Raw genomic sequence first — 21,861 nt, forward strand, 5'->3', positions numbered from 1 at the left:
AAATACTTTTCTCGCTGTGGACCTCGGTTGCGGGCCGTGCAACAGTGCCCGGGCGTCAGTCCAGCGCCGCCTCTTCATCCTGCTTGGCCTGCTGGCGTTCCCACATCTGGGCATACAAGCCGTTCGCGGCCAGCAGCGTCTGATGCGTTCCCCGCTCCACAATGCGCCCGTGATCGAGCACCAGGATTTGCTCGGCGTCGGCCACCGTCGACAGGCGGTGCGCGATGACCAGGGTGGTGCGGTTCTTCGCGATTTCCTTCAACTGCGCCTGGATCGCCTGTTCGGCCTTGGAGTCGAGCGCGGAGGTCGCTTCGTCGAAAATCAGGATGGCCGGGTCCTTGAGCAGGGTGCGCGCAATGGCCACGCGCTGCTTTTCGCCGCCCGACAGTTTCAATCCCCGTTCGCCCACCATGGTGGCGTAGCCGTCCGGCAGCGTTTCGATGAAGTCGTGGATCGATGCGGCGCGCGCGGCGGCCACGATGGCCTCCTTGCTCGCCCCAGGCTTGCCGTAGGCGATGTTGTATTCGATGGTGTCGTTGAACAGCACCGTATCCTGCGGCACGATGCCGATGGCGCTGCGCAGCGACTCCTGGGTGACGTTGCGCAGGTCCTGGCCGTCGATGGTGATGCCACCGCCGTTGACGTCATAGAAGCGGAACAGGAGGCGCGACAAGGTCGACTTGCCCGAGCCGCTGTGGCCCACCACGGCGGTGGTGGTCCCGGCCGCAATCGTAAAATCGACATCGAACAAGATCTGGCGCTTCGCTTCGTAGCTGAAGTTCACGTTCGAGAACGCCACCTGGGCGCCGTGCGTGACCAGCGCTTTCGCCTCAAGGCTGTCGGCCACTTCGCGGTTCTGGTCCAGCAGCGAGAACAGGCGCTCCATGTCGGCCAGGCTTTGCTTGATTTCGCGGTAGATCACGCCCAGGAAGTTGAGCGGAATGTACAGCTGGATCATGAAGGCGTTCACCAGTACCAGGTCGCCCAGGGTCATGGTGCCGGCGATGACGCCTTCGGTGGCGCGCCACAGGATCAGCGTGACGGCGGTGGCAATGATCAGCGACTGGCCGGTGTTCAGCACCGAGAGCGAGGTTTGCGACTTGACGCCGGCATTCTCGTAATGCTTCAGGCCTTCGTCGTAGCGCGCCGCTTCGTAATCCTCATTGCCGAAGTATTTGACGGTTTCGTAGTTGATCAGCGAGTCGATGGCCTTGGTGTTGGCCTTGGAATCGAGGTCGTTCATGGTGCGCCGGAAGTGGGTGCGCCAGTCGGTGACGATGATGGTGAAGGCGATGTAGGTCACCAGCGCCACGCCGGTGATCGCGCTGAACCAGATGTCGTAGTGGGTGACCAGGTAGCCCAGCACCAGCGTGATCTCGACCAGGGTCGGCAAAATATTGAACAGGGTGTAGGAGATCAGCGAGCTGACGCCGCGCGTGCCACGCTCGATGTCGCGCGTCATGCCGCCGGTCTGGCGGTTCAGGTGAAAGCGCAGCGACAGCGCATGCAGGTGGCGGAACACGCGCAGCGCAATGGTGCGCACGGCGCGCTGGGTGACGCGCGCGAACAGGAATTCGCGCAGTTCGGTAAACACGGTGGTCGACAGGCGCAGCACGCCGTAGGCGACCAGCGCGCCGAGCGGCAGCACCAGCAGCGCATGGGGACTGGAGGGATTGATGGTCAGCTGGTCGATCAGCTGTTTCATCACCAGCGGCACGCCGACGTTGGCCAGCTTGGCCCCGATCAGGCAGGCCAGGGCCGCCATCACGCGCCATTTGTAGACCCACAGGTAGGGAATCAGGGTTGTCAAGGTGCCCCAGTCGCTGCGGCGTGGGGCGTTCGGGTCGACGGGGGGCGGAGGCGAAGAATTACGGCGCATGGCGGAGCTCTGGGATTTGTGGTTCAATTCCGGTCGATTGTAGCCTTTCAAGAGAATTCACGATGACCACGCCAGAAAACGCCGTACCCGCTCCCGCCACCCGTGGACTCCCAGCCGGCAAAATGCCCGAGCTGCGGGTCATGCCCGCGCCGTCCGACGCCAATGTCTACGGTGATGTGTTCGGCGGCTGGATCATGGCGCAGGTCGACATTGCCGGTTCGCTGCCGGCCACCCGGCGCTCCAACGGCCGCGTCGCCACCGTGGCGGTGAACTCCTTCGTCTTCAAAAACCCGGTGTTCGTCGGCGATCTGCTGTCTTTTTACGCAGAAATCACGAAAGTCGGCAACACCTCGATCACCGTGTACGTGGAAGTCTACGCCGAGCGTAACCGCCTGCAGGCCAACACCGTCAAGGTGACCGAGGCGACGCTGACCTACGTCGCCACCGGCGACGACCGCAAGCCGCGCAAGGTGCCGCCGCTCGATGAGCTGATGTTCCCGCAAGACCGGTAAGTGGACGCGCAGCGCCGCATCGTGCTGCGGCATGCGGGGCTGCTGGCGGCGCTGGCGGCCGGCGGCGCCCACGCGCGCGCGCCCGGCAGCGCCTATCCTTTCAGCCTGGGGGTCGCCTCCGGCTCTCCCCTGCCCGATTCGGTGGTGCTGTGGACGCGCATCCTGAACGACCCGTTGAACGCCGCCGCCACGCCGCCAGTGGCCTTTTCGGTGCGCTGGGAAGTGGCGCACGACCAAGCGTTCACCCGCATCGCGGCCCAGGGCACGGCCAGCGCACTGCCGGCGCTGGCGCACAGCGTGCACGTGGACGTGCGCGGCCTGGCGCCGGGCCGCTGGTACTGGTACCGCTTCATGCTGGGCGATGCGGTCAGCCCGGTGGGGCGCACCCGCACCGCGCCTGCCTCCGACAGCCTGCCGGCCGCGCTGAAACTGGCGGTGGCGTCGTGCCAGCACTGGGAGTTCGGCAGCTATGCCGCGCACCGCCACATCGCGGCCGCCGCGCCGGACCTGGTGGCGTTCCTGGGCGACTATATCTATGAGTGGGGGCCTTACTCCTTAAGCCATCCGCAGTCGGCGCTGCGCACGGCGGAATCGTTTTCGCTGGCCGAGTACCGCGCGCGCTACGCCCAGTACAAGAGCGATGCCGACCTGCAGGGCGCGCACCTGGCGGCGCCGTGGATCATGACCTGGGACGACCACGAGGTGGCCAACGATTACGCGGCCGACAGCGACGAGCGGCGCGATCCGGCGTTCGCCCTGCGGCGCGCGGCGGCCTACCAGGCGTTTTACGAGCACATGCCGCTGCGGCTGGTGCTGGCGCGGCCGGGCGACTACGCGAGCATGCGCATGGTCCAGCGCTACGACTGGGGGCGGCTGGCGCGCTTTCACGTGCTCGATGACCGCCAGTACCGCGCCACGCATGCCTGCTCGCCAGCGGGACGGGGCGGTTCGAGTTCGGTCACGCGCGCCTGCGCGGCCCTGCGCGACCCGCGCCGCTCGATGCTGGGCAGGGAGCAGGAAGCCTGGCTGGCCGAGGGCCTGGCCACGTCGAAGGCGCGCTGGAACCTGATCGCGCAGCAAACGCCGATGGCGCAGTCGACCCAGGTGCCGATCGTGAAACCGGGCGACGGGCGCTTTTGGAACGATGGGTGGGATGGGTATCCGCTGGCGCGCCAGCGCCTGTTCGATGCACTGGGCAAAAGCGGGGCCGCCAATCCGGTGGTGCTGGCCGGCGACGTGCACACGTTTTACGCGTCGGATTTGCAGAATGACTTCAACCGGCCCGCGTCAAAAAACAATCCGGTGATCGCGACCGAGTTTTGCGGCACCTCGGTGACGTCAAGCTCGCGCCCGCAGGTCCGCACCCTGCAATACCTGGAGATGAACCGGCACACCAAGTATGGCCGCAGCGACAAGCGCGGTTTCATGCTGATGGAGGTGACGCCCGGGAAGACCACGACCACCTTCGTCGGGCTCGATGATGTGCGCAATGCGCAGTCGGGGAAGGCGACGCTGGCGAGGTTTGAAGTCGACAGCGGTAAACCGGGTGCGCGCCAGATCGAGTAGCGCCAATAGAAGCACCGGCAGGAACTCAAGTCCGTTGATTATCCGCGGACTTGGGTCCCCGCCGAGAGCCGCCTTGGCGCGGGGAGTCGTTTCTGCCAGTGGCAGAAACGACGGTGGTTAAGCGGCTGCCGCGGGCACAGGCTCGCGCAGTTCGCGGCGCAGGATCTTGCCGACGTTGGTCTTCGGCAGCTCGGTGCGGAACTCGATGTACTTCGGCTTTTTGTAGGCCGTGAGCTGCTCCTTGCAGAATTCGAGCAGGTCTTCGGCGGTCAGGTTGGGGTCCTTGCGCACCACGAACAGCTTGACCGCTTCGCCCGAATTATGGTCCGGCACACCGATGCACGCGCATTCGAGCACGCCCGGATGCGACGAGATCACGCTTTCGATTTCATTCGGATAGACGTTAAAGCCCGAGACCAGGATCATGTCTTTCTTGCGGTCGACGATCTTGGTGTAGCCACGCTCGTCCATGATGCCGATGTCGCCGGTCTTGAAGAAGCCGTCGGCGGTCATCGACTTGGCGGTTTCGTCGTCGCGCTTCCAGTAGCCGGCCATGACCTGCGGGCCGCGGATGCCGATTTCGCCGCGCTCGCCCAGCGCCACATGGTTGCCGTCGTCGTCGAGGATGGCGATGTCGGTCGATGGATACGGCAGGCCGATCATGCCGGTGAATTCGCGGATGTCGCAGCGGTTGGCAGTGGCCACCGGCGACGTTTCGGACATGCCGTAGCCTTCGATGATCGGGGTGCCGGTCAGCTTGAGCCAGCGGTCGGCCACCGACTGCTGCACCGACATGCCGCCGCCGTTGCATATGCGGTAGCTGGAGAAATCGAGCTTGGCGAATTCGGCGTTATTGAGCAAGCCGTTGTACAGGGTGTTCACGGCCGGGAAAATATTGATGCGGTATTTGCTCAACTCCTTGACGAAGCCCGGCATGTCGCGCGGGTTCGGAATAAGCAGGTTCATGCCGCCCAGGCGCGTGGACATGAGCGAGCACACGGTGAGCGAATAGATGTGGTACAGCGGCAGCGCGCAGACGAACTGCAACTGCTGGTCCTTGGGCAGGGTGTCGAGGGTCGGCTGCAGCCAGGCTTCGTTCTGCAGCACGTTGGCGATCACGTTCCGGTGCAGCAGGACCGCGCCCTTCGATACGCCGGTGGTGCCGCCGGTGTACTGCAGGAAGGCGATGTCGTCGTGCCCCAGGGTGGCCGGCGTGAGCGTGAGGCGCGCGCCTTCGGAGAGCACCTTGTTGAACGGAACCGCGTCCGGCAGCGAAAAGGAAGGCACCAGTTTCTTGACCTTGCGCACCACCAGGTTGACGATCATGCCTTTCAGGGGGCCGAGCAGGTCGCCCATGGTGGCCAGGATGACGTGCTTGACCTGGGTCTTGGCCAGCACTTCCTGCACGGTGTGGGCGAAGTTTTCCAGCACGACGATGGCTTCGGCGCCCGAGTCGATCATCTGGTGCTGCAGTTCGCGCGGGGTGTAGAGCGGGTTGACGTTGACGATCACGTAGCCGGCGCGCAGCACGGCGGCCATCGCCACCGGATACTGCAGCACGTTGGGCAGCATGATCGCCACGCGCGCGCCGGGCTTCAGGCCGCGGCTTTGCAGCCAGGCGCCCATCTGCGCCGACATGCGGTCGAGTTCGCTGTAGGTGATGGACTTGTCCATGCAAACGTAGGCCTTGCGGTCGGCGTACTTGCGGAATGCTTCCTCCAGCAGGTGGGTCAGCGAGCGGTATTGCGTGTAATCGATCTCCGCAGGAACGCCCTCCTGGTACGACTTAAGCCAAAACTTGTCCATCTATGCCTCGTCTGTTAACTATGACTGTGAATGCAAAAGACCGCCCGCAGGCGGTCGTGCCGCTTGAATCAGCGAATGCGTTATTACCTGGTGCGATATGGCCGGCGGCGCTTACGCCACCTGCTTTTCGTCGCGCAGCACGCGGCGCAGGATTTTGCCGACGTTGGTTTTCGGGAGCTCGCTGCGGAATTCGATGTACTTCGGCTTTTTGTAGCCGGTGAATTCCTGCTTGCAGTAAGCCATCAATTGTTCAACCGTCAGGGTCGGGTCTTTACGCACCACGAAGACTTTGACCGCCTCGCCGGAATGCTCGTCGGGCACGCCGATACAGGCGCATTCGAGCACGCCCGGGTGCTTGGCGATGACTTCTTCGAGTTCGTTCGGGTACACATTAAAGCCCGAGACCAGGATCATATCCTTTTTGCGGTCCACGATTTTGACGAAGCCGTCCTCGTTCATGAAGCCGACGTCGCCGGATTTGAAGAATCCGTCGGCGGTCATGACCTTGGCCGTTTCATCCGGACGGTTCCAGTAGCCGGCCATCACTTGCGGGCCGCGGATCGCGATTTCGCCCCGCTGGCCCTGGGCCAGCGGCAGGCCGTCGTCGTCGAGGATCGCCACCTCGGTCGATGGCACCGGCATGCCGATGTGGCCCGTGAATTCGGTCAGGTCGGAACGGTTGCAGGTGGCGACCGGCGAGGTTTCGGACAGGCCGTAGCCTTCGATGATGCAGTTGCCGGTCACCTTTTTCCATTTATCGTTGACGATCTGCTGGGTGGCCATGCCGCCGCCGTTGGAAATCTTCAGGCCCGAGAAATCGACCTTGGTGAAATCGGGATGGTTGAGCAGTGCGTTGTACAGGGTATTGACCGCCGGCAGCATGTTGATCTTGTACTTGCACAGTTCCTTGATAAAGCCGCCGATATCGCGCGGATTGGGAATCATGATATTCAGGGCGCCCACCCGCATGCCCCACATCGCGCAGCAGGTCAGCGCAAAGATATGGTACAGCGGCAGCGCGCACACAATCACCACCTGCTCGACCACAGGGGCCTTGAGCAGCGCCGGCTGCGACCAGGCTTCGCTTTGCAGCACGTTGGCGATGATGTTGCGGTGGGTCAAGGTGGCGCCCTTGGACACGCCCGTGGTGCCGCCCGTGTACTGCAGGAAAGCGACGTCGGTAGCGCTGGCCTTGACCGGGTTAAAGCTCATTTTCTCGCCCTGCGCGAGCACTTCCTTGAAGCGCACGGCGTTGGGCAGCGAAAACGCCGGCACCATTTTCTTGACGTTGCGCACGACAAAATTGACGAGCATGCCCTTGGCGCCGCCGAGCATCTCGCCCATGCTGGCCACGACGATGTGCTTGACCGGGGTTTTGCCGAGGACCTGTTCGAGCGTATGGGCAAAATTTTCCAGGACGACAATCGCTTCGCTGCCCGAATCCTTGAGCTGGTGCTCCAGTTCGCGCGGCGTGTACAGCGGGTTGACGTTGACCACGGTATAGCCGGCGCGCAGGATGGCGGCGATGGCGATCGGGTATTGCAGCACGTTGGGCATCATCACCGCCACCCGCGCGCCCTTGGCCAGGCCGCGGCTCTGGAGCCAGGCCGCCATGCGCTTCGAATACAGGTCGAGCTCGGCGTAGGTGAGGAATTTGTCCATGCAAACGTAGGCATTGCGCGTCGCGAATTTCTGGAAAGATTCTTCCAGTAGTTGAACTAGCGAGCCGTACTGGTCGGGATCGATCTCCGCAGGGACGTTGCCGGGATAGGATTTCAGCCAAATCTTGTCCATCGTGTGCCTCTGTCTCAGAATATTATCGTTATATGGATTCGGCGCACATTGCCGACCAGTATTTTTTCGCTCAGGAAAATAAACCGAGCGTGCGCTTTATTACGCTGTCTGTGATGCTATCGGGCGATGCGCTTCGATGCAAGCGCTTTTGCTGCTATTTCAGACAGGCTTGATGCACGCTACTTTTGGTGCGGTGCCGCAACACCCATTGGTATGGAAGAAAAACTGGGGCCAGGGTTCAGGCGCCAGCGAGCGCTTTCAGGCGGCGGTGCCGCTCATCACGGTCGAGTTCGGCCAAGGCTTTGGCGGCCGCATAGAAACGGGGAAACGTTTTTTCGCGGGCGAGCAGCGTGCGGAAGGCCGGGATGAAATCGTTGTAGGTGGCGATCGACGCCAGATGGGCGTTGGACAGGGGCTCGGCAAAGAAACGGTCGTAGCCGGCGTAGCCGCCCCAGCTCGCCTTGAGCACCTGGTAGTCATCCTGCAATTGCTTGAACAGGCGGACCTTGGCGGCGCGCTTGTCGGCAATGCCGCTTTTGGAGGCGTAGCTTGTCGCCAGCGCATCGCGACAGCCCAGCAACAATGCCAGGAATTGTTTCTTGCGCGCTGAAATCTTGAGGTAATTGTCACGCATCGCTTCATTGCCGTAACCGCTGAGCCAGCGTTCGACGCCGGCCTCTTCCACGGTGCTGGCGAAGGATTCGTTAAATTGCGAGTCGCCCGCCACGTACACCACCTGGTGCGACAGTTCGTGGAAGATCAGGCGCGCCAGTTCGGCGTCCGGGTAGTGGATGAAGGTCGAGAGCAGCGGGTCGTTGAACCAGCCCAGGGTGGAATAGGCCGGCACGCCGCCGACCGAAACATCGTTGCCTTCGGCACGCAGTTGGCGCGCATAGTCGGTGGCATCGTCCTTGCTGTAATAGCCGCGGTAGGTGACGCAACCGGCCACCGGGAAGCACCACTGGATGGGTTTGAGCGACAGTTCGGGCGCCGCCACCACGTTCCACAGGACGAAAGGCCGGGTCAGGGCCGCGTAATTCTTGTAGCTGTTGTTGTCGGGCAGGCCCAGTTCCTTGATGGCGAAGGTGCGGATCTGGCGCGCCGTGGCCAGGCGCACGCGCAACTTGGCGTCGGTGGCCTGGTCGTTCAACCAGTCGTCGATGGGGCGCGCGTCGGAGAGCAGGGTCAGCTGGCCCTGGGCCGCCTGGCGGTAATAGTTCAGACTGGAACAACTGGCCAGCAGCAATGCTGCCGTGCCCGCCATCAGGCCGTTCCGGGCCCGTCTGCTCAGTTTCATCCTGCACCCCCTTGGGATTCTAGGCCGCTACTTTTTCCACCTGGACCAGCGTATCGTAAAACGTCGGCGCGCGGCCCATGTCGGTCAGGCGCTGGCTGGTCACTTCGTTGGCGTTCTTGCCGTCGCTGGCCAGTTTCTTCCACCACACCGACAGGCCTACCACCAGCCCGGCGCGCGCTTTCGGCGTGACCCGCGCCTTGGCGACAAAGGAGCCGCGGTCGTTGAAAATGCGCACCATCTGGCCATGCTCGATGCCGCGCGCGGCGCTGTCGTCGGGATGGATGTCGAGCTGCGGTTCGCCTTCGGTCGCGCGCAGGCTGGTCACGTTGACGAAGGTGGAATTCAGGAAATTGCGCGCCGGCGGGGAAATCATGGCCAGCGGATATTTTGCCGCCAATTCCGGATTGCTGGCCACCGATTCGTAGGGCGGAATGTGGGTCGGCAGCGGGTCAAGTCCATCGGCGAGCATGCTGGCCGAATAAAATTCGCACTTGCCCGATGGCGTGGGGAAACCGCCTTCGGCAAACGGCGCGTCCGGCATGGCCAGCTTTTGCCAACCCTTGCGCTTGAGCGAATCCCAGTCGACATGGATGGCGCGCGGATGGCTGGCGTCGAACGATTGCGCGGCTAGCTGGTCGTCGGTTTCCTTGAAGCAGGGATCGTCGAAGCCCATGCGCGCCGCCAGCAGGCGGAAGATTTCCGTGTTGGGCTTGGCTTCGCCCAGCGGGGCGATGGCGGCGTTGTTGGCCATCATGTACAGGTGGCCGTAGGCGTTGTGGGCGTCCACGTGTTCCAGTTGCGTGGTGGCGGGCAAGAGGATGTCGGCGTAGTCGGCGCTGTCGGTCTGGAAATGTTCGAGCACGACGGTAAACAAGTCCTCGCGCGCGAAGCCTTGCATCACCTTGTCGGAGTCGGGGGCGATGGCCAGCGGGTTGGCGTTGTAGACGATCACGGCCTCGATTTTCGGGCCGAATGCGTTTGATGTGTCGCGCAGCAAATCGTCGCCGATGGTGGTCATGTTGATGGTGCGTACGCTCTGCTTGAGCAAGTCCGGACGTTGCAGCTTTTGCTTGTTGACCGGGAACGAGCCCGAGGCCGACAATTGCACCCCGCCGGCCGCATGGCGCCAGGCGCCCACCAGGGCCGGCAGGCAGGTGATGTTACGCACCGCCATGCCGCCGCCGCGCACGCGCTGCACGCCGTAATTGGTGCGGATGGCTACCGGCTCGCCACGGCGCGCGGTTGTGCCGTATTCGCGCGCCAGGTTTTCCACTTCCCCGGCCGATATGCCGCAGGTGTCGGCAACCCGCTGCGGCGGCCATTCGGCGGCGCGTTCTTTCAGTTGCTCGTAGCCCAGGGTGTAGCGGGCAATGTAGTCTTCATCGACCAGCTTGTCGCGGATCAGCACGTGCATGAGGCCCAGCGCCAGCGCGGCATCCGTGCCGGGCAGCAGGGCAATGTGCTGGTGGCATTTTTCGGCCGTCAGGGACCGGTAGGGATCGATGGCGATCAGCCGCGCGCCCTTGCGCTTGGCTTCCTGCACGCGCATCCAGAAATGCAGGTTGGACGCGATCGGGTTGCCGCCCCAGATGATGATCAGTTTGGCATCCTGGAATTGCTCGACATCGGTGCCGATGGTGGCGCCAATGGTGTATTTATAGCCGGTAAAGCCCGCCGTGGCGCAGATGGTACGGTCGAGCAAGGAAGCGCCGAGGTGGTGGAAAAAGCGCGCCGACATCGAGTCGCCCTGCACCAGGCCCATGGTGCCGGCGTAGCTGTACGGCAGGATGGCTTGCGGGGCGCGCGCGGCGATCTCTGTTAACCGGCTGGCAATGGTGTCGATCGCCTCCTCCCAGCTGATGCGCTCGAACTTGCCCTCGCCCTTGTTGCCGACCCGGCGCATGGGATGCAGCAGGCGCTCGGCATGGTAGGTGCGTTCGGCATAGCGCGCTACCTTGGTGCACAGCACGCCGGCCGTGGTCGGATGGTCGGGGTCGCCTTTGACTTCGGTGGCGATGCCGTCTTCCACGGTGATGAGCAGGGCGCAGGTATCGGGGCAGTCGTGCGGGCAGGTGGCCCGGACTTGGGTGGTGGTCATTGAAGATCCAGGGAAACAGACGTTGAAACCCTTACTTTATACGATTCCAGGGTTGTTGATGAGAACCGTTACCGGTCTGCCTGCCCCCTCCCCAGAAGGACTACAATAGTGCGGCAAATGGGTTAACATTCCAGCATCAGTGGAGAATGACATGAACCTTGTTGAACCGATCATCGCCTTTCAAAACGCGCTCCAGCAGATCCGGCGCGACCTGCATGCGCATCCGGAATTGTGTTACGAAGAAGTCCGCACCGCCGATGTGGTCGCGGCCCGCCTGACCGAATGGGGCATTCCCGTGGTGCGCGGCCTGGGCTTGACCGGCGTGGTGGGAATCATACAAAACGGCACGTCCAAGCGCGCGATCGGCCTGCGCGCCGATATGGATGCCTTGCCCATGCAGGAAATCAATCACTTCGACCATGCTTCCCGCCATCCGGGCAAGATGCACGCCTGCGGCCATGACGGCCACACGGCCATGCTGCTGGGGGCGGCGCATCATCTGGCGAAACACCGCAATTTCGACGGCACCGTGTACCTGATTTTCCAGCCTGCCGAAGAAGGCGGCGGCGGCGCGCGCCGCATGATGGATGACGGCCTGTTCGAGCAGTTTCCGATGGATGCCGTGTATGGCATGCACAACTGGCCGGGCATGCCGATGGGCAGCTTTGGCGTGGTGGCAGGGCCGATGATGGCGTCCAGTAATGAATTCCGTGTGGTGGTCAAGGGCAAGGGTTGCCATGCGGCCCAGCCGCACCGCGGCATCGACCCGGTCATGGTGGCGGTGCAGATTGCCCAGGCGTGGCAAACCATCATGTCGCGCGAGAAAAATCCGCTGGATACAGCGGTGTTGTCGATCACGCAAATCCATGCGGGCAGCGCCACCAATGTGATTCCCGACGAGGCGGTGCTGATCGGCACCGTGCGCACCTTTACCACGCCGGTGCTGGACCTGATCGAGCAGCGCATGGGCGAGATTGCGCGGCATTGCGCGGCCGGCTTCAATGCCACGGTCGACTTTCAATTCAAGCGCAACTATCCGCCGCTGGTGAACCATGCGCGTGAAACGGGCTATGCGGTCGAGGCGATGAGCGCGGTGGTCGGGCCGGATAAGGTCAATGCCAACACCGAGCCGACCATGGGCGCGGAAGACTTCGCCTTCATGCTGCAGGAAAAGCCGGGCTGCTATGTGTTCATCGGCAATGGCGAGGGCGACCACCGGGCCGGCGGCCACGGGCTGGGTCCATGCCAGTTGCACAACGCTAGCTACGATTTCAACGATAACTTGTTGCCGATCGGCGCCAGCTACTGGGTGCGGCTGGCGGAAATGCGGCTGGCGCCGGCTTAAGCTGGCAAGAAGCCACTACCGTGGAGGTCTGGAGCGCGGCGTGAGTCGGCGGTCCGCGACTGAGCTGAGAACTGGGGGCCTCGCCGAGTGCCGCCTTGGCGCGGGGGCGACGGTTTGGAGGTTGACGGCTTCGGAAGGAGCGGCTTCGGAGGCGGTGGTTTCAGAACGCGCAGCGCGCGTTCAACACCGGTCGGGCGGCAACTGGTCCGGTGCCGTGCCCAGGCGCTGGCCCGGATTCATCTTTTCCAGCGCCAGCAGGGCGGCGGCGTGGTCGGCACGCGGCAGGTCGGCGGCGATGCTGCGGTAGTTCTCGGTCACGAGCGCGGTCACCGGCAGCACCAGGCCGGCATCGGCCGCGGCCACCAGCACGTTTTGCAAATCCTTGAGCTGGCTTGTGACCTGACCGCCAGGAATGAAATTGCGGTCCAGCATGCGCTGGCCGTGCAGTTCCAGGATGCGGCTTTCGGCAAACCCGCCACGGATGGCGTCGCGCACGGCGGCCGGATTGGCGCCGGCGGCCTGCGCCAGCAGCAGCGCCTCGGCCACGATGTTGAGGGTGCCCCCCACGATCAATTGATTGCACAGTTTGGCGACCTGGCCGCTGCCGGCCGGGCCGACCAGCGTCGGCCGTCCCATGGCGCGCAGGATGGGCTCGGCTTGGGCGAAGTCGTCGGGCGCGCCACCAGCCATGATCGCCAGGCTGCCCGCCTGGGCGCCTGCCACGCCGCCGGAAACGGGGGCGTCGACAAAGCGGACCTGCCCGCCAGCCAGGCGCGCATGGAAGGCCAGTGCTTCGCCGTGCTGGGTGGAGCTCATGTCGATCCAGAGGGCGCCCGGGCGCAGGCTGGGCAGGGCTGCATCGATCAGTTCGCCAACCACCGCGCCGGATGCCAGCATCGAAATGACGATGTCGGCCGCGCGCACGGCGTCGTCCAGCTTGCTGCAAGGGTGGGTGCCGGCGCTGCGCAAGGCGTCGGCTTTGGCGGGCGAGCGGTTCCAGGCATGCACTGTCCAGCCGGCTTGCGACAGACGGGTGGCCATCGGGTGGCCCATCAGGCCGATGCCGAGAAATGCGATAGTGTGCGTGGTCAGATTAGCCTCCTGCAGTCTATTTATGGCAATGTCATTTTAATAAATTGTGCGCGCACGTGATCCAAGGCGCGATTTTTTCCTCGCCGGTACAATAGTGAACACGCTAATCATTATGAATTAGCGTGCCTATCTAAGAAAGCTCTTCTATGTCCCTGTTAAATATGAAGCTGTGTGCTTCGCTGGCAACGCTTGCGCTGATGGCCACGACGCCGGGTGCGTTTGCATCCGATAAAGTCATCGATCATGCCTCGATGGAATTCGGCGGTGGCGCCAAGGTCCAGATGGTGCGTTTCGGCGTGCAAAAAGACTGGAGCCAGCGCTGGTTCCAGTCGAATGGTACCCACCTGAGCGGTTACTGGGATGCCTCGATCGCCCAATGGCGTGGCAATGCGTACCAGAACGTTGACGGCCGGCACCAGAACATCAGCAATATCGGCTTCACGCCGGTGCTTCGTTTCCAGGCCGATGACTTGAGCGGCTGGTATGCCGAAGCGGGCATCGGCCTGAACTTGCTCTCCAAGCGCTATGACAACGATTCCAACCAGCTGTCGACCGCGTTCCAGTTCGGCGACCATCTGGGCCTTGGCTATGTGTTCGCCAATCAATGGGATGTGGGGATGAAAGTCCAGCACTTCTCGAACGGCGGCTATAAAAAGCCCAATAGCGGCGTGAACTTTTTGCTGCTCAAGGCGTCGCGCCGGTTTTAATGCGGCATGCCTGGTAAACGGCGCCCGATGCGAATCGGGCGCCGTTTTTCTTTGGCGGATCAGTAGGACGACAGTGCTTTGTCGAACTTGATCAGCCACAGGCGGCTCGGCCGTTCCTTGTCGGCGCCGCGCCCGACGCGGATCGTGTTGCCCTCGGCGCAGCCCGGCGCGCTGCTGTTGACGATGGCGCCGGCGGCGCTCACATTGCATTTGGTGACGTCGGCATCGGCCACTGTCTTGCCATCGCGACCAGTGATCCGGGTGACCATGCCGAAATCGTTGTCGTTGCTCAGCGCCAGCGTGGTGTCGTCAACCAGGGCCAGCCCTTCGGCCTTTTCGGCCAGCCAGCCGATCGCGTTCAAGTCCAGCAGCAAGGTCTTTTTCAGGGGTGTCACGCCGGCCCAGCTGGCGCCATTGATGGCGCTGCCGCTCATGCTGCTTTTTTCCAGGTCGGAACTGTCCGGCTTGTAGGCGGGCGCCAGGATATTGCTGGCGTCGCCGATCTGGACCAGCATCAGCTTGTTGAATACCTTGCCGCCGGGACCGGCTCCCTGCTCGATGACGATGAATTTGCCATTGCCCAGGGCGACCATGTCGCCCAGCTTGGCGTTGCCGGTGCGCCCATCGGCGTAGTCCCTGGGGTCGAGCGGATAGGCGAACATGCGGGTGGTCGCGCCGCTTGCCGGATCGAACTCGATCCAGCGCGTGAAACGGGCGAAGCGCTCGACCTGTTCGTTCTTGCCGGTCACGGCGTAGGCCGCCGTGCCATCGCTGAGCGGACTCTGGAGGAAGGCGTGGATCCTGTCGCCGGCGCTGTCGAACGCCATGCCTTCCATGCCCCGGTTGGCGCGGCGTTTGGCGAGGATGGCGGGCAGGCCGCTGCCCGGCGCGTACCTGGCCTGGATGATGCCGCTGGCTGCGTCAATCCTGAGCAGGAAGGGGCCGTACTCGTCCGTCACCCACAAGGCGTTGCGGCGCGCATCGAGGGCGATGGCTTCGCTGTCGATGCCGCCGGCGTTGAAGACCGCCTTGCCTACGGGATCGAACTTCATGGCGTCGAAGACGGGGATTTCGGCCGAGTTGCCGAGCGATCCAGCCGGTACCGGCAGGCCGGAGGCGTTGACGCCGGGCGCGACCTTGATCGGCAGGCTGGCAGTCAGGCTGGCGCCATGTTTGCCGATGGTGAACACGCCGATCGATGGCGTGAAGCTGGGCGACGGAAAAATCTTGCTGCCCATGCTGCCCTTGCCATCGGGTGCGGGCAGGTTGGGGCCGTCACCGTTGGGGCCGCGGTCGGTCAAGCCGTAGAACTCCAGCTCGCCGTTGGCATTCTTGCCCTTGAAGGCGAGGCCGGAGCCGTAGGATGGCAGTAAGCCTTGCGGAAATTCCGCCTTCACGGCCGCGTTGGCGCCTTCGTACGGGACGTGGAAGCCAGCCGCCGCCCTGACCTGATAGCGCGTGACGCTGGCGGCGACATTGCCCAGAGGCGTGGACTGGGTAAAGCGTTCGACGGCTGGCGTGCCGATGGTCGAGGCAAGGGTGTCTTCAAAATGTTCGCGCGCCAGCATGCGGCGGTCGGCGTCGATGGTGCGGCCGCCATAGGCACTGCCGGCGGCCGCCAGCTTGCCTGCCAGCGCGGCGTTAAAGGCGGGCTCGGCCGCGCTGAAATCGAGGGTCTTGCCGGCCAGCGCCGCTTTTGCGTCGGCAGCGAGCTTGATGCCGTTCGACGGGTCGTTATCCTCGTCGAGCAATTGCAGGGCCAGCAAGCGGTTCACTACCTTGGGGTCGGTCACGTCGGTCACTCCCGAAAGCGACAGCGGCGTCAACAGCGTGCCGCAGCTCGCACTGCCTAATGCCATCCCGCCAATGCTGAAGGCAACTGTTTCGCCGACTATACAGGAGAACTCGCCACGGGCATTCGTGGTGGCGCGCGCACTGCTGCCGGCAACGTAGCCGAGCCCTTCCACGGCGGCATCGAGAAACACGCCGGTTTGTGCGGCGGGCCCGGTGCGGACGGTGTCGCTGCCGCCACCGCAGCCAGCCAGCGCAAGGCCGGCCGCAGCCGCGATCAGGGAAAGTTGCGGGAGAAACTTCATGCAAGCCTCATCAGGTAATCGGTCGAAAACGCCAGAGTCTACTGAGCGAGGATGACCAGCGGATGACATCGCTTTTTGACGAAGATCAAGCTTCCTGCGTTCGAAATTGAACTTTTACTGAACAGGCGCAGTAAGCTTTTTCCATCGGGCAGAAGGAGGGCATGGCGATGCGCATTCTGATCATGGCGATCCTGTTGGCGGCGGCGCCACGCGCGCTGGCCGAGAACAGTTGGCTGACCGTGGATGCAGCGGCTTATCATCTTCTGCGCCCTGCCCTGCCGGCCATGCGCTTGCATGCTCCCGCCGCCACCCCGGCGGCAAGTAGCGCGCCGGTGGTGCTGGTGGAAGTGCCGGCGCAGGACGTGGGGCGGATGGCGCGCCTGCTGCATGACAAGCTCGGGCATTGCGGGGGCTTCATGTTTCACCCCGATCAAGCCAGTGCCCAGCGCAGCCTGGCGCAGGGCGTGGCGGCGCCCTTGCCCGGCCTGGTGCAGCCAGCCTACGGGATCGGCAACCAGGCCAGGGTCGCGCCGCTGCTGGCGCGCATGGAGGCGAAACAGATCGCGCGCACCATCGCCGCGCTGGCCGCCTTCCCCGACCGTTTCTACAACAGCACGCATGGGGCACGCGCATCGGAATGGCTGCGCCAGGACTGGGTGGCCATCAGCGCGCGTCACGGCAAGGTGCTGGTGGAGACGTTCGCGCACGCGGGATACCCGCAGGCATCGGTGATCGCCACGATTGCCGGGTCCGACCTGGCCGATGAGGTGGTCGTGATCGGCGCCCATCTCGATTCGATCAATACGCACGCCATGGAGGAACAGGGTGCGCCGCAAGCCCCCGGCGCCGATGACGATGCGTCCGGCGTGGCCGGCCTGAGCGAGGTGCTGCGCGCGCTGAGCGAGAGCAAGTACCGGCCGCGCCGCACCATCAAGCTGATCGCCTACGCGGCCGAGGAAGTGGGCTTGCGCGGTTCGCAAGACCTGGCGCGCGCGTTCCGCCAGGCCGGCATCAAGGTGGTCGGCGTGCTGCAGCTGGACATGATCAATTACAAGGGCTCGGACGACGATATCTATCTGCTGCGCGATTACACCAATGCGGAGCAGAACGATTTCCTCAAAAAATTGATCGCGGCCTACCTGCCGGGAATCCGGGTCGGCAGCGATGTCTGCGGCTATGCCTGCTCCGATCATGCCTCCTGGCATGCCGAAGGCTACCCGGCGTCGATGCCTTTCGAGTCCTCGCTGGCGCAAGCCAATCCGCATATCCACAGCAAGAACGATACCTTCGCCAACTCGGGCGGACAAGCCGTGCACGCGCTCAAGTTTGCCCGGCTGGCGGCAGCTTTCGCAACCGAGCTCGGCAGTTCCTTGCCTTAACGGCTCATGCTCAAGGGATACAAAATTGCCGTAAGCCATTGATTTATATATACATTTACTGTGAACATAATCCGACACTCTGCGTCGTGCGACGCTTCCTCGTGATAATATTTTTTCAAAGTATGCATACCGTTTATGCAATTCAGGCATCCGACCGGTGCGGCCAATTCCGGCTGCATTGTTTTTTGGATGAGCGCCGTCTGACCCACCGGTCACGCCATCGCTCGACAAGTGGGCTACAACGCCCATCTATAAAAAAGGAAAATCCGATGGAGAATCAAGTGCACCAATTTCAACGTCGTGCGATGCCTGCCCTGCTTGCGGTCCTGATTTCCGGGCTGATGGCAAGCACCAGTGCCACTGCCGCCACCCCGGGCAAAGGATGGATCACGGTGGGCGACACCGCCTACACGCATTTGCAGAAAGTAGCGCCGCAAGCGCTTGCCCGCCAAAGTCAGGTTGTGAGGACGAGTGACCAGGCTGGCCTCGTCGCTTCGGAAAGAGTTCACCTGGTGCAAGTGAACGAAGAAGAAATGCTGAAACTGAACGAATCGATCCACCACGAGCTCAAGCGGTGTGGCGGGTACATGTATCACGAGACCGAAGCCGAGGGCAAACGCGCTCTGGCCAAGCTGGTGGCGCCCGCCAGCACGGCCGCCCTGGCCACGCTCGCGCGGCCGAGCTATGTGATCGACAACCAGGCCCTGGTAACGCCAGTCCTGTCGCAAATGCAGGCCAGCAATATCGGTACGACGATTACCGAGTTGTCCTCGTTCACCAACCGTTTTTATACGACCACGGGCGGCTCCGACGCGTCCAACTGGCTCAAGCAAAAATGGGCCGGCATGGCCACCGGCCGCGCCGACATCGCGGTGACGCAATTCACGCACAGCGGCTACAACCAGAAATCGGTGATACTGACCATTACCGGGACCGATAATCCGTCCGAGGTGATTGTGCTCGGCGGCCACCTCGATTCGACGGTCGGTTCCGGCACCGGGGAAACCTCGCGCGCACCTGGCGCCGATGACGATGCATCGGGTATCGCCAGCATGACCGAGGTGCTGCGCTCGATGATTGCCAACGGCTACAAGCCGCGCCGCACCATCAAGATGATCGGTTATGCCGCCGAAGAAGTGGGCCTGCGCGGTTCGCAAGCGATTGCCCAGAACTTCAAGGCCAATAATGTGAATGTGGTCGGCGTCATGCAGCTGGACATGACCAATTACAAAGGCTCGGCCAACGATATCTATATCTATACCGATTACACCGACAGCCTGCAGAACGACTTTGTCGCCAAGCTGATCACCACTTATCAGCCGACCCTGACCATCGGCTACGACAGGTGCGGTTATGGCTGTTCGGACCACGCCTCATGGACCGCGCAGGGCTATTACGCATCGATGCCGTTCGAGACGACGATGTCGCAGTCGAACCGGTATATCCACACGGTCAACGACACCTTCGCCAATGCCGGCGGCCAGGCGAATCACTCGCTCAAATTCGCGCGCCTGGCAGCGTCGTTCGCCATTGAACTCGGTAGCGATGGCGTGGTGGTGGGCGGCGACAAGACCGAGACCTTTACCGGCAGCCTGACCTCGGGCCAGAAGAAAACCTTCGGCCCGTTCAAGGCCGCCATCGGTACGGTGGTCTCCTCCACCACCGGTACCGGCGACACGGATCTGTATGTGCGCAGAACCTCGGTGCCGACCACCTCGAGTTACACCTGCAAATCGGACGGTGCCACCAGCACCGAAAAGTGCACGGTGAACATGACCGCCAATGGCGATGTGTACGTGCTGTTGAACGGTTATACGTCGTCGAGCTATACCTTGACAGTGACGTACAAGCCGCAATAATCGCCGGTTTACGGTGAGCGGTTCGGGCCGCGCGCATCCTTCATGGATTCGCGCGGCTTTATCGTTTTGAGGGGATGCAGGCGTTAAAAAAACCCGCCGGAGCGGGCTTGCGCGCTTGTCGGACAATCCTGTATTACTTCTTTTTGGCCGCCAGCGGCAGGCCGGCAAAGCGCGGCCATTCGACCTTGCTCTCGAACGATTTGATCTCGTTCCAGCCCGGTTCAAAATCCCCATCCTTCAATTCCAGCAGTTCGCGGTCCAGCAAGTTCCTGAGTGCGGCGACATCGCCGATTTTTGCGCCGTTGAACGGGCGCGTGACCAGTACGTTTTGTACCGCCAGCGCCTGCACGTTGTACACGCCGAGATTCTTGTAGCTATACGGGCGCACGCTGTAAGGGCTGCTGATCGGGACGTCGAAGCCGGCCAGGGTCAGGCCGCTGTTGGCCGCCAGGCGAGTTATCTGGCCGTGCGGCCAGCCGGCCACCGAGAATGCGGCATAGGCCTCGCCCGAGAGCACTTTTTGAAACGCGATGGCGTCGCTGTCGACATCGATGTAGCGCATGTTGTAGCCGAGGACCTTATCAAGCTGGCGCACCATCAGCTGGGCCGAACCGACCAGGGCGACCGGCGCGCCGCGCAGCTCGGACATCTTGGTGATGCGCACCGTCCTGGTATCGCCTTTAAGCACGCCGTATTTCTTGGGTCCTTCCAGAATCAGGCCATTGGCGGAGGTAACGATGTGCAGGTAGTTGCTGTTCAATGCCGCCACCACCATCAGGGAAGCGATATTGGCGTCGCCTTCGGCCATTTTCTTGAGCGCGTCCATCGGCACGATGCCGACATCGGCTTTCTTGATCGAGAGCGTGGTCAGGTTATCCAGGCCGCCTTCGGTATTGACTTCGCACAGCGGCATGGTGTTTTTGGAGACGCGCACCAGGTCGGCGAACAGTTTGGAATAGCCTTTACCGGCCGGGCCGGTGGCCACTTTCAGTCCTTCGCAGGGGGCTGCCGGAGCGCCATCCATTTTGGCCGCCTGCGCGGCCGATACGGTCAGTCCGAACATCAGGGAGATCATTACGCGGGTTTTCATATGTGCCTTTTTAAAAGTTGAAGTTTTTATTTGGCTGCGCTTGCGTGTCGACCGGCTGGACCGGGGTTGCTGTGTCGTCGTTATGCGGCGCCAGGAAGGCTGCGGCAAGTACCAGCAAGACCACGATCAGCGTGCCGCCCCAGCGGATGCATTTCCAGAACATCGATTACCTCCTTACTTTTTCAGTGCTGCCAATCCCGATCGCACTCAGGTCGATCGACATGCCGTCGTCGAACGACAGCTCCTTTGCGCTGCTGAGTTTTTCCGCTTCCATTTCGAGTTCGGAGAACACCAGGTTGAAGTTGTCGCGTACGCTGTCGAAGGCTTCGTCGGCCAGCATCTGGTTCAGCAGTTCCTGGCCGCTGGTGGCGTTCAGGTTCTGGATCGCGGCCTGGCCTGCCTGGCCGAAGCGCCATTCGAATTTCTTGTCTTCGACGACTTCGCTCAACTGCAGCAGCGCCAGTTCGGCATTTTTGTATTTCACGACCAGCAGTACGTGCGCGTCTTTCATGGCCTTGACCGCATTTTCCTGGCGGCTGGCGTCGTAGCCGGGCTTCTGCCGTTTGCGCTCCTCGATCATGTCGCTCATGCTTTTGATTTGGGCACCGATGTTCACCACCGCCTTTTTGAACGCCACCACACGCTGGCGCTTTTGCAGCAGAAAATTCTGCAACTGTTCGATCGGATTGGCGCGGGCCTCCGCCTTGCGCGCCGCCAGCAAGCGGTTTTCCAGCTTTTGTCCGAACAGCGGGAGGGCCTGGAATAGCGCGACAGCGACAGCGCCAATCAGCGCGAGAGCGATCAAGCCCAAGCCGGCGCTGACGGCGCCCCAGATAATGGGCGCCAGGGTAGCCAGCACCGCGGTCCCGGCCACTCCCGCGGCAATCCGCACTGCCCAGATGCGCTGCTGTTCGGTGACCGGGCCAGTGTCGTTGTTCACGGCGTTTTTCATGTTGTCTCCTGGTTGATTTGAATGTGCGTGCGGCTGCCGGCGTCCAAGGCCGGCGCCTGGCCTGTGGCAGGGGCGAAAAAAAAGGCATCCGATGGGATGCCTTTGATATCGTATTGCGCAGAACGGGTCACGTTCGCGCACGGAGTGGGGGGAGTGTCCGCCGCCACCTGCATGTCGCGCGGTGTCGGGCGCGTTCGCGGGGAGGGGAAGTTGGTGTTCTGGTTCCTGTTGCTGCTCATTGTGTCCGCCTTATTCTTGTTTTTATGGGTTCCAGCATATGACGGGAATATGACAGGATGATGACATCATGGACAAATGACGCCTGCGAGCACCAATTGTTGTTGTACGGTTGATGTATGGATGGGGGAAAGACGCTACGAATCTGCGGA

Annotated in this window: 16 protein-coding genes; 6 read left to right on the forward strand and 10 right to left on the reverse strand. The window is 62.6% G+C overall.

The genetic code is table 11. From position 1 onward, the window contains the following. Window positions 1–55 precede the first annotated feature (55 nt). Window positions 56–1,879, reverse strand: coding sequence for an ABC transporter ATP-binding protein/permease (locus PO883_RS11240; RefSeq protein WP_289309835.1), 1,824 nt, complete (start codon window positions 1,877–1,879; stop codon window positions 56–58). Window positions 1,880–1,941: 62 nt separating this feature from the next. Here PO883_RS11240 and PO883_RS11245 point away from each other — a divergent pair, with 62 nt between their 5' ends. Continuing rightward, window positions 1,942–2,391, forward strand: a complete 450-nt coding sequence (locus PO883_RS11245) for an acyl-CoA thioesterase (RefSeq protein ID WP_054265087.1) — start codon at window positions 1,942–1,944, stop codon at window positions 2,389–2,391. After that, window positions 2,392–3,957: an alkaline phosphatase D family protein gene (locus PO883_RS11250; protein ID WP_289309836.1), complete on the forward strand. Its 1,566-nt coding sequence runs from the start codon at window positions 2,392–2,394 to the stop codon at window positions 3,955–3,957. Between the two features lie 117 nt (window positions 3,958–4,074). Here the strand turns inward: PO883_RS11250 and PO883_RS11255 are convergent, their stop codons facing one another. From PO883_RS11255 to PO883_RS11270, 4 genes are all read right to left on the reverse strand, one after another. Then, window positions 4,075–5,763 carry a long-chain fatty acid--CoA ligase gene (locus PO883_RS11255; RefSeq protein WP_289309837.1) on the reverse strand — a complete coding sequence of 563 codons (1,689 nt, stop codon included), beginning with the start codon at window positions 5,761–5,763 and terminating at the stop codon, window positions 4,075–4,077. Between the two features lie 111 nt (window positions 5,764–5,874). After that, window positions 5,875–7,557: a long-chain-fatty-acid--CoA ligase gene (locus PO883_RS11260; protein WP_289309838.1), complete on the reverse strand. Its 1,683-nt coding sequence runs from the start codon at window positions 7,555–7,557 to the stop codon at window positions 5,875–5,877. A 238-nt stretch (window positions 7,558–7,795) separates the two neighbouring features. Then, window positions 7,796–8,854 carry an aminopeptidase gene (locus tag PO883_RS11265; RefSeq protein ID WP_289309839.1) on the reverse strand — a complete coding sequence of 353 codons (1,059 nt, stop codon included), beginning with the start codon at window positions 8,852–8,854 and terminating at the stop codon, window positions 7,796–7,798. Between the two features lie 19 nt (window positions 8,855–8,873). Next, on the reverse strand, window positions 8,874–10,952 hold the full coding sequence (locus PO883_RS11270) for a molybdopterin-dependent oxidoreductase (RefSeq protein ID WP_289309840.1): 2,079 nt from the start codon (window positions 10,950–10,952) through the stop codon (window positions 8,874–8,876). Window positions 10,953–11,103: 151 nt separating this feature from the next. Here PO883_RS11270 and PO883_RS11275 point away from each other — a divergent pair, with 151 nt between their 5' ends. Further along, a complete protein-coding gene (locus PO883_RS11275; RefSeq protein WP_289309841.1) occupies window positions 11,104–12,297 on the forward strand; it encodes a M20 aminoacylase family protein in 1,194 nt (397 codons plus the stop codon). Between the two features lie 180 nt (window positions 12,298–12,477). On the opposite strand, the gene PO883_RS11280 is transcribed toward PO883_RS11275, so the two are convergent. Beyond that, entirely contained in the window at window positions 12,478–13,404 is a 927-nt protein-coding gene (locus PO883_RS11280) for an NAD(P)-dependent oxidoreductase (RefSeq protein ID WP_289309851.1), read from the reverse strand. 131 nt (window positions 13,405–13,535) lie between these two features. Here PO883_RS11280 and PO883_RS11285 point away from each other — a divergent pair, with 131 nt between their 5' ends. Then, window positions 13,536–14,096 carry an acyloxyacyl hydrolase gene (locus PO883_RS11285; protein ID WP_289309842.1) on the forward strand — a complete coding sequence of 187 codons (561 nt, stop codon included), beginning with the start codon at window positions 13,536–13,538 and terminating at the stop codon, window positions 14,094–14,096. Between the two features lie 59 nt (window positions 14,097–14,155). Here the strand turns inward: PO883_RS11285 and PO883_RS11290 are convergent, their stop codons facing one another. Continuing rightward, window positions 14,156–16,192, reverse strand: coding sequence for an esterase-like activity of phytase family protein (locus PO883_RS11290; protein WP_289309843.1), 2,037 nt, complete (start codon window positions 16,190–16,192; stop codon window positions 14,156–14,158). A gap of 161 nt (window positions 16,193–16,353) precedes the next feature. Here PO883_RS11290 and PO883_RS11295 point away from each other — a divergent pair, with 161 nt between their 5' ends. After that, window positions 16,354–17,571, forward strand: coding sequence for a M20/M25/M40 family metallo-hydrolase (locus PO883_RS11295; protein ID WP_289309844.1), 1,218 nt, complete (start codon window positions 16,354–16,356; stop codon window positions 17,569–17,571). Between the two features lie 281 nt (window positions 17,572–17,852). Further along, complete coding sequence (locus PO883_RS11300; protein WP_289309845.1) at window positions 17,853–19,430, forward strand: M20/M25/M40 family metallo-hydrolase; 1,578 nt, start codon at window positions 17,853–17,855, stop codon at window positions 19,428–19,430. Between the two features lie 133 nt (window positions 19,431–19,563). On the opposite strand, the gene PO883_RS11305 is transcribed toward PO883_RS11300, so the two are convergent. Genes PO883_RS11305 through PO883_RS11315 form a run of 3 tightly spaced genes read right to left on the reverse strand, consistent with a single transcriptional unit; the run spans window position 19,564 to window position 21,472 of the window. Further along, complete coding sequence (locus PO883_RS11305) at window positions 19,564–20,520, reverse strand: hypothetical protein (RefSeq protein ID WP_289309846.1); 957 nt, start codon at window positions 20,518–20,520, stop codon at window positions 19,564–19,566. Between the two features lie 10 nt (window positions 20,521–20,530). Continuing rightward, the gene (locus PO883_RS11310) at window positions 20,531–20,683 is read right to left on the reverse strand and encodes a hypothetical protein (RefSeq protein WP_289309847.1); all 153 of its coding nucleotides are present in this window, start codon (window positions 20,681–20,683) and stop codon (window positions 20,531–20,533) included. A gap of 3 nt (window positions 20,684–20,686) precedes the next feature. After that, window positions 20,687–21,472: a hypothetical protein gene (locus PO883_RS11315; RefSeq protein ID WP_289309848.1), complete on the reverse strand. Its 786-nt coding sequence runs from the start codon at window positions 21,470–21,472 to the stop codon at window positions 20,687–20,689. Between the last annotated feature and the right edge of the window lie 389 nt (window positions 21,473–21,861).

The organism is Massilia sp. DJPM01, from assembly GCF_030348125.1.
GTDB classification, from domain to species: Bacteria; Pseudomonadota; Gammaproteobacteria; order Burkholderiales; family Burkholderiaceae_D; genus Telluria_A; species Telluria_A frigida.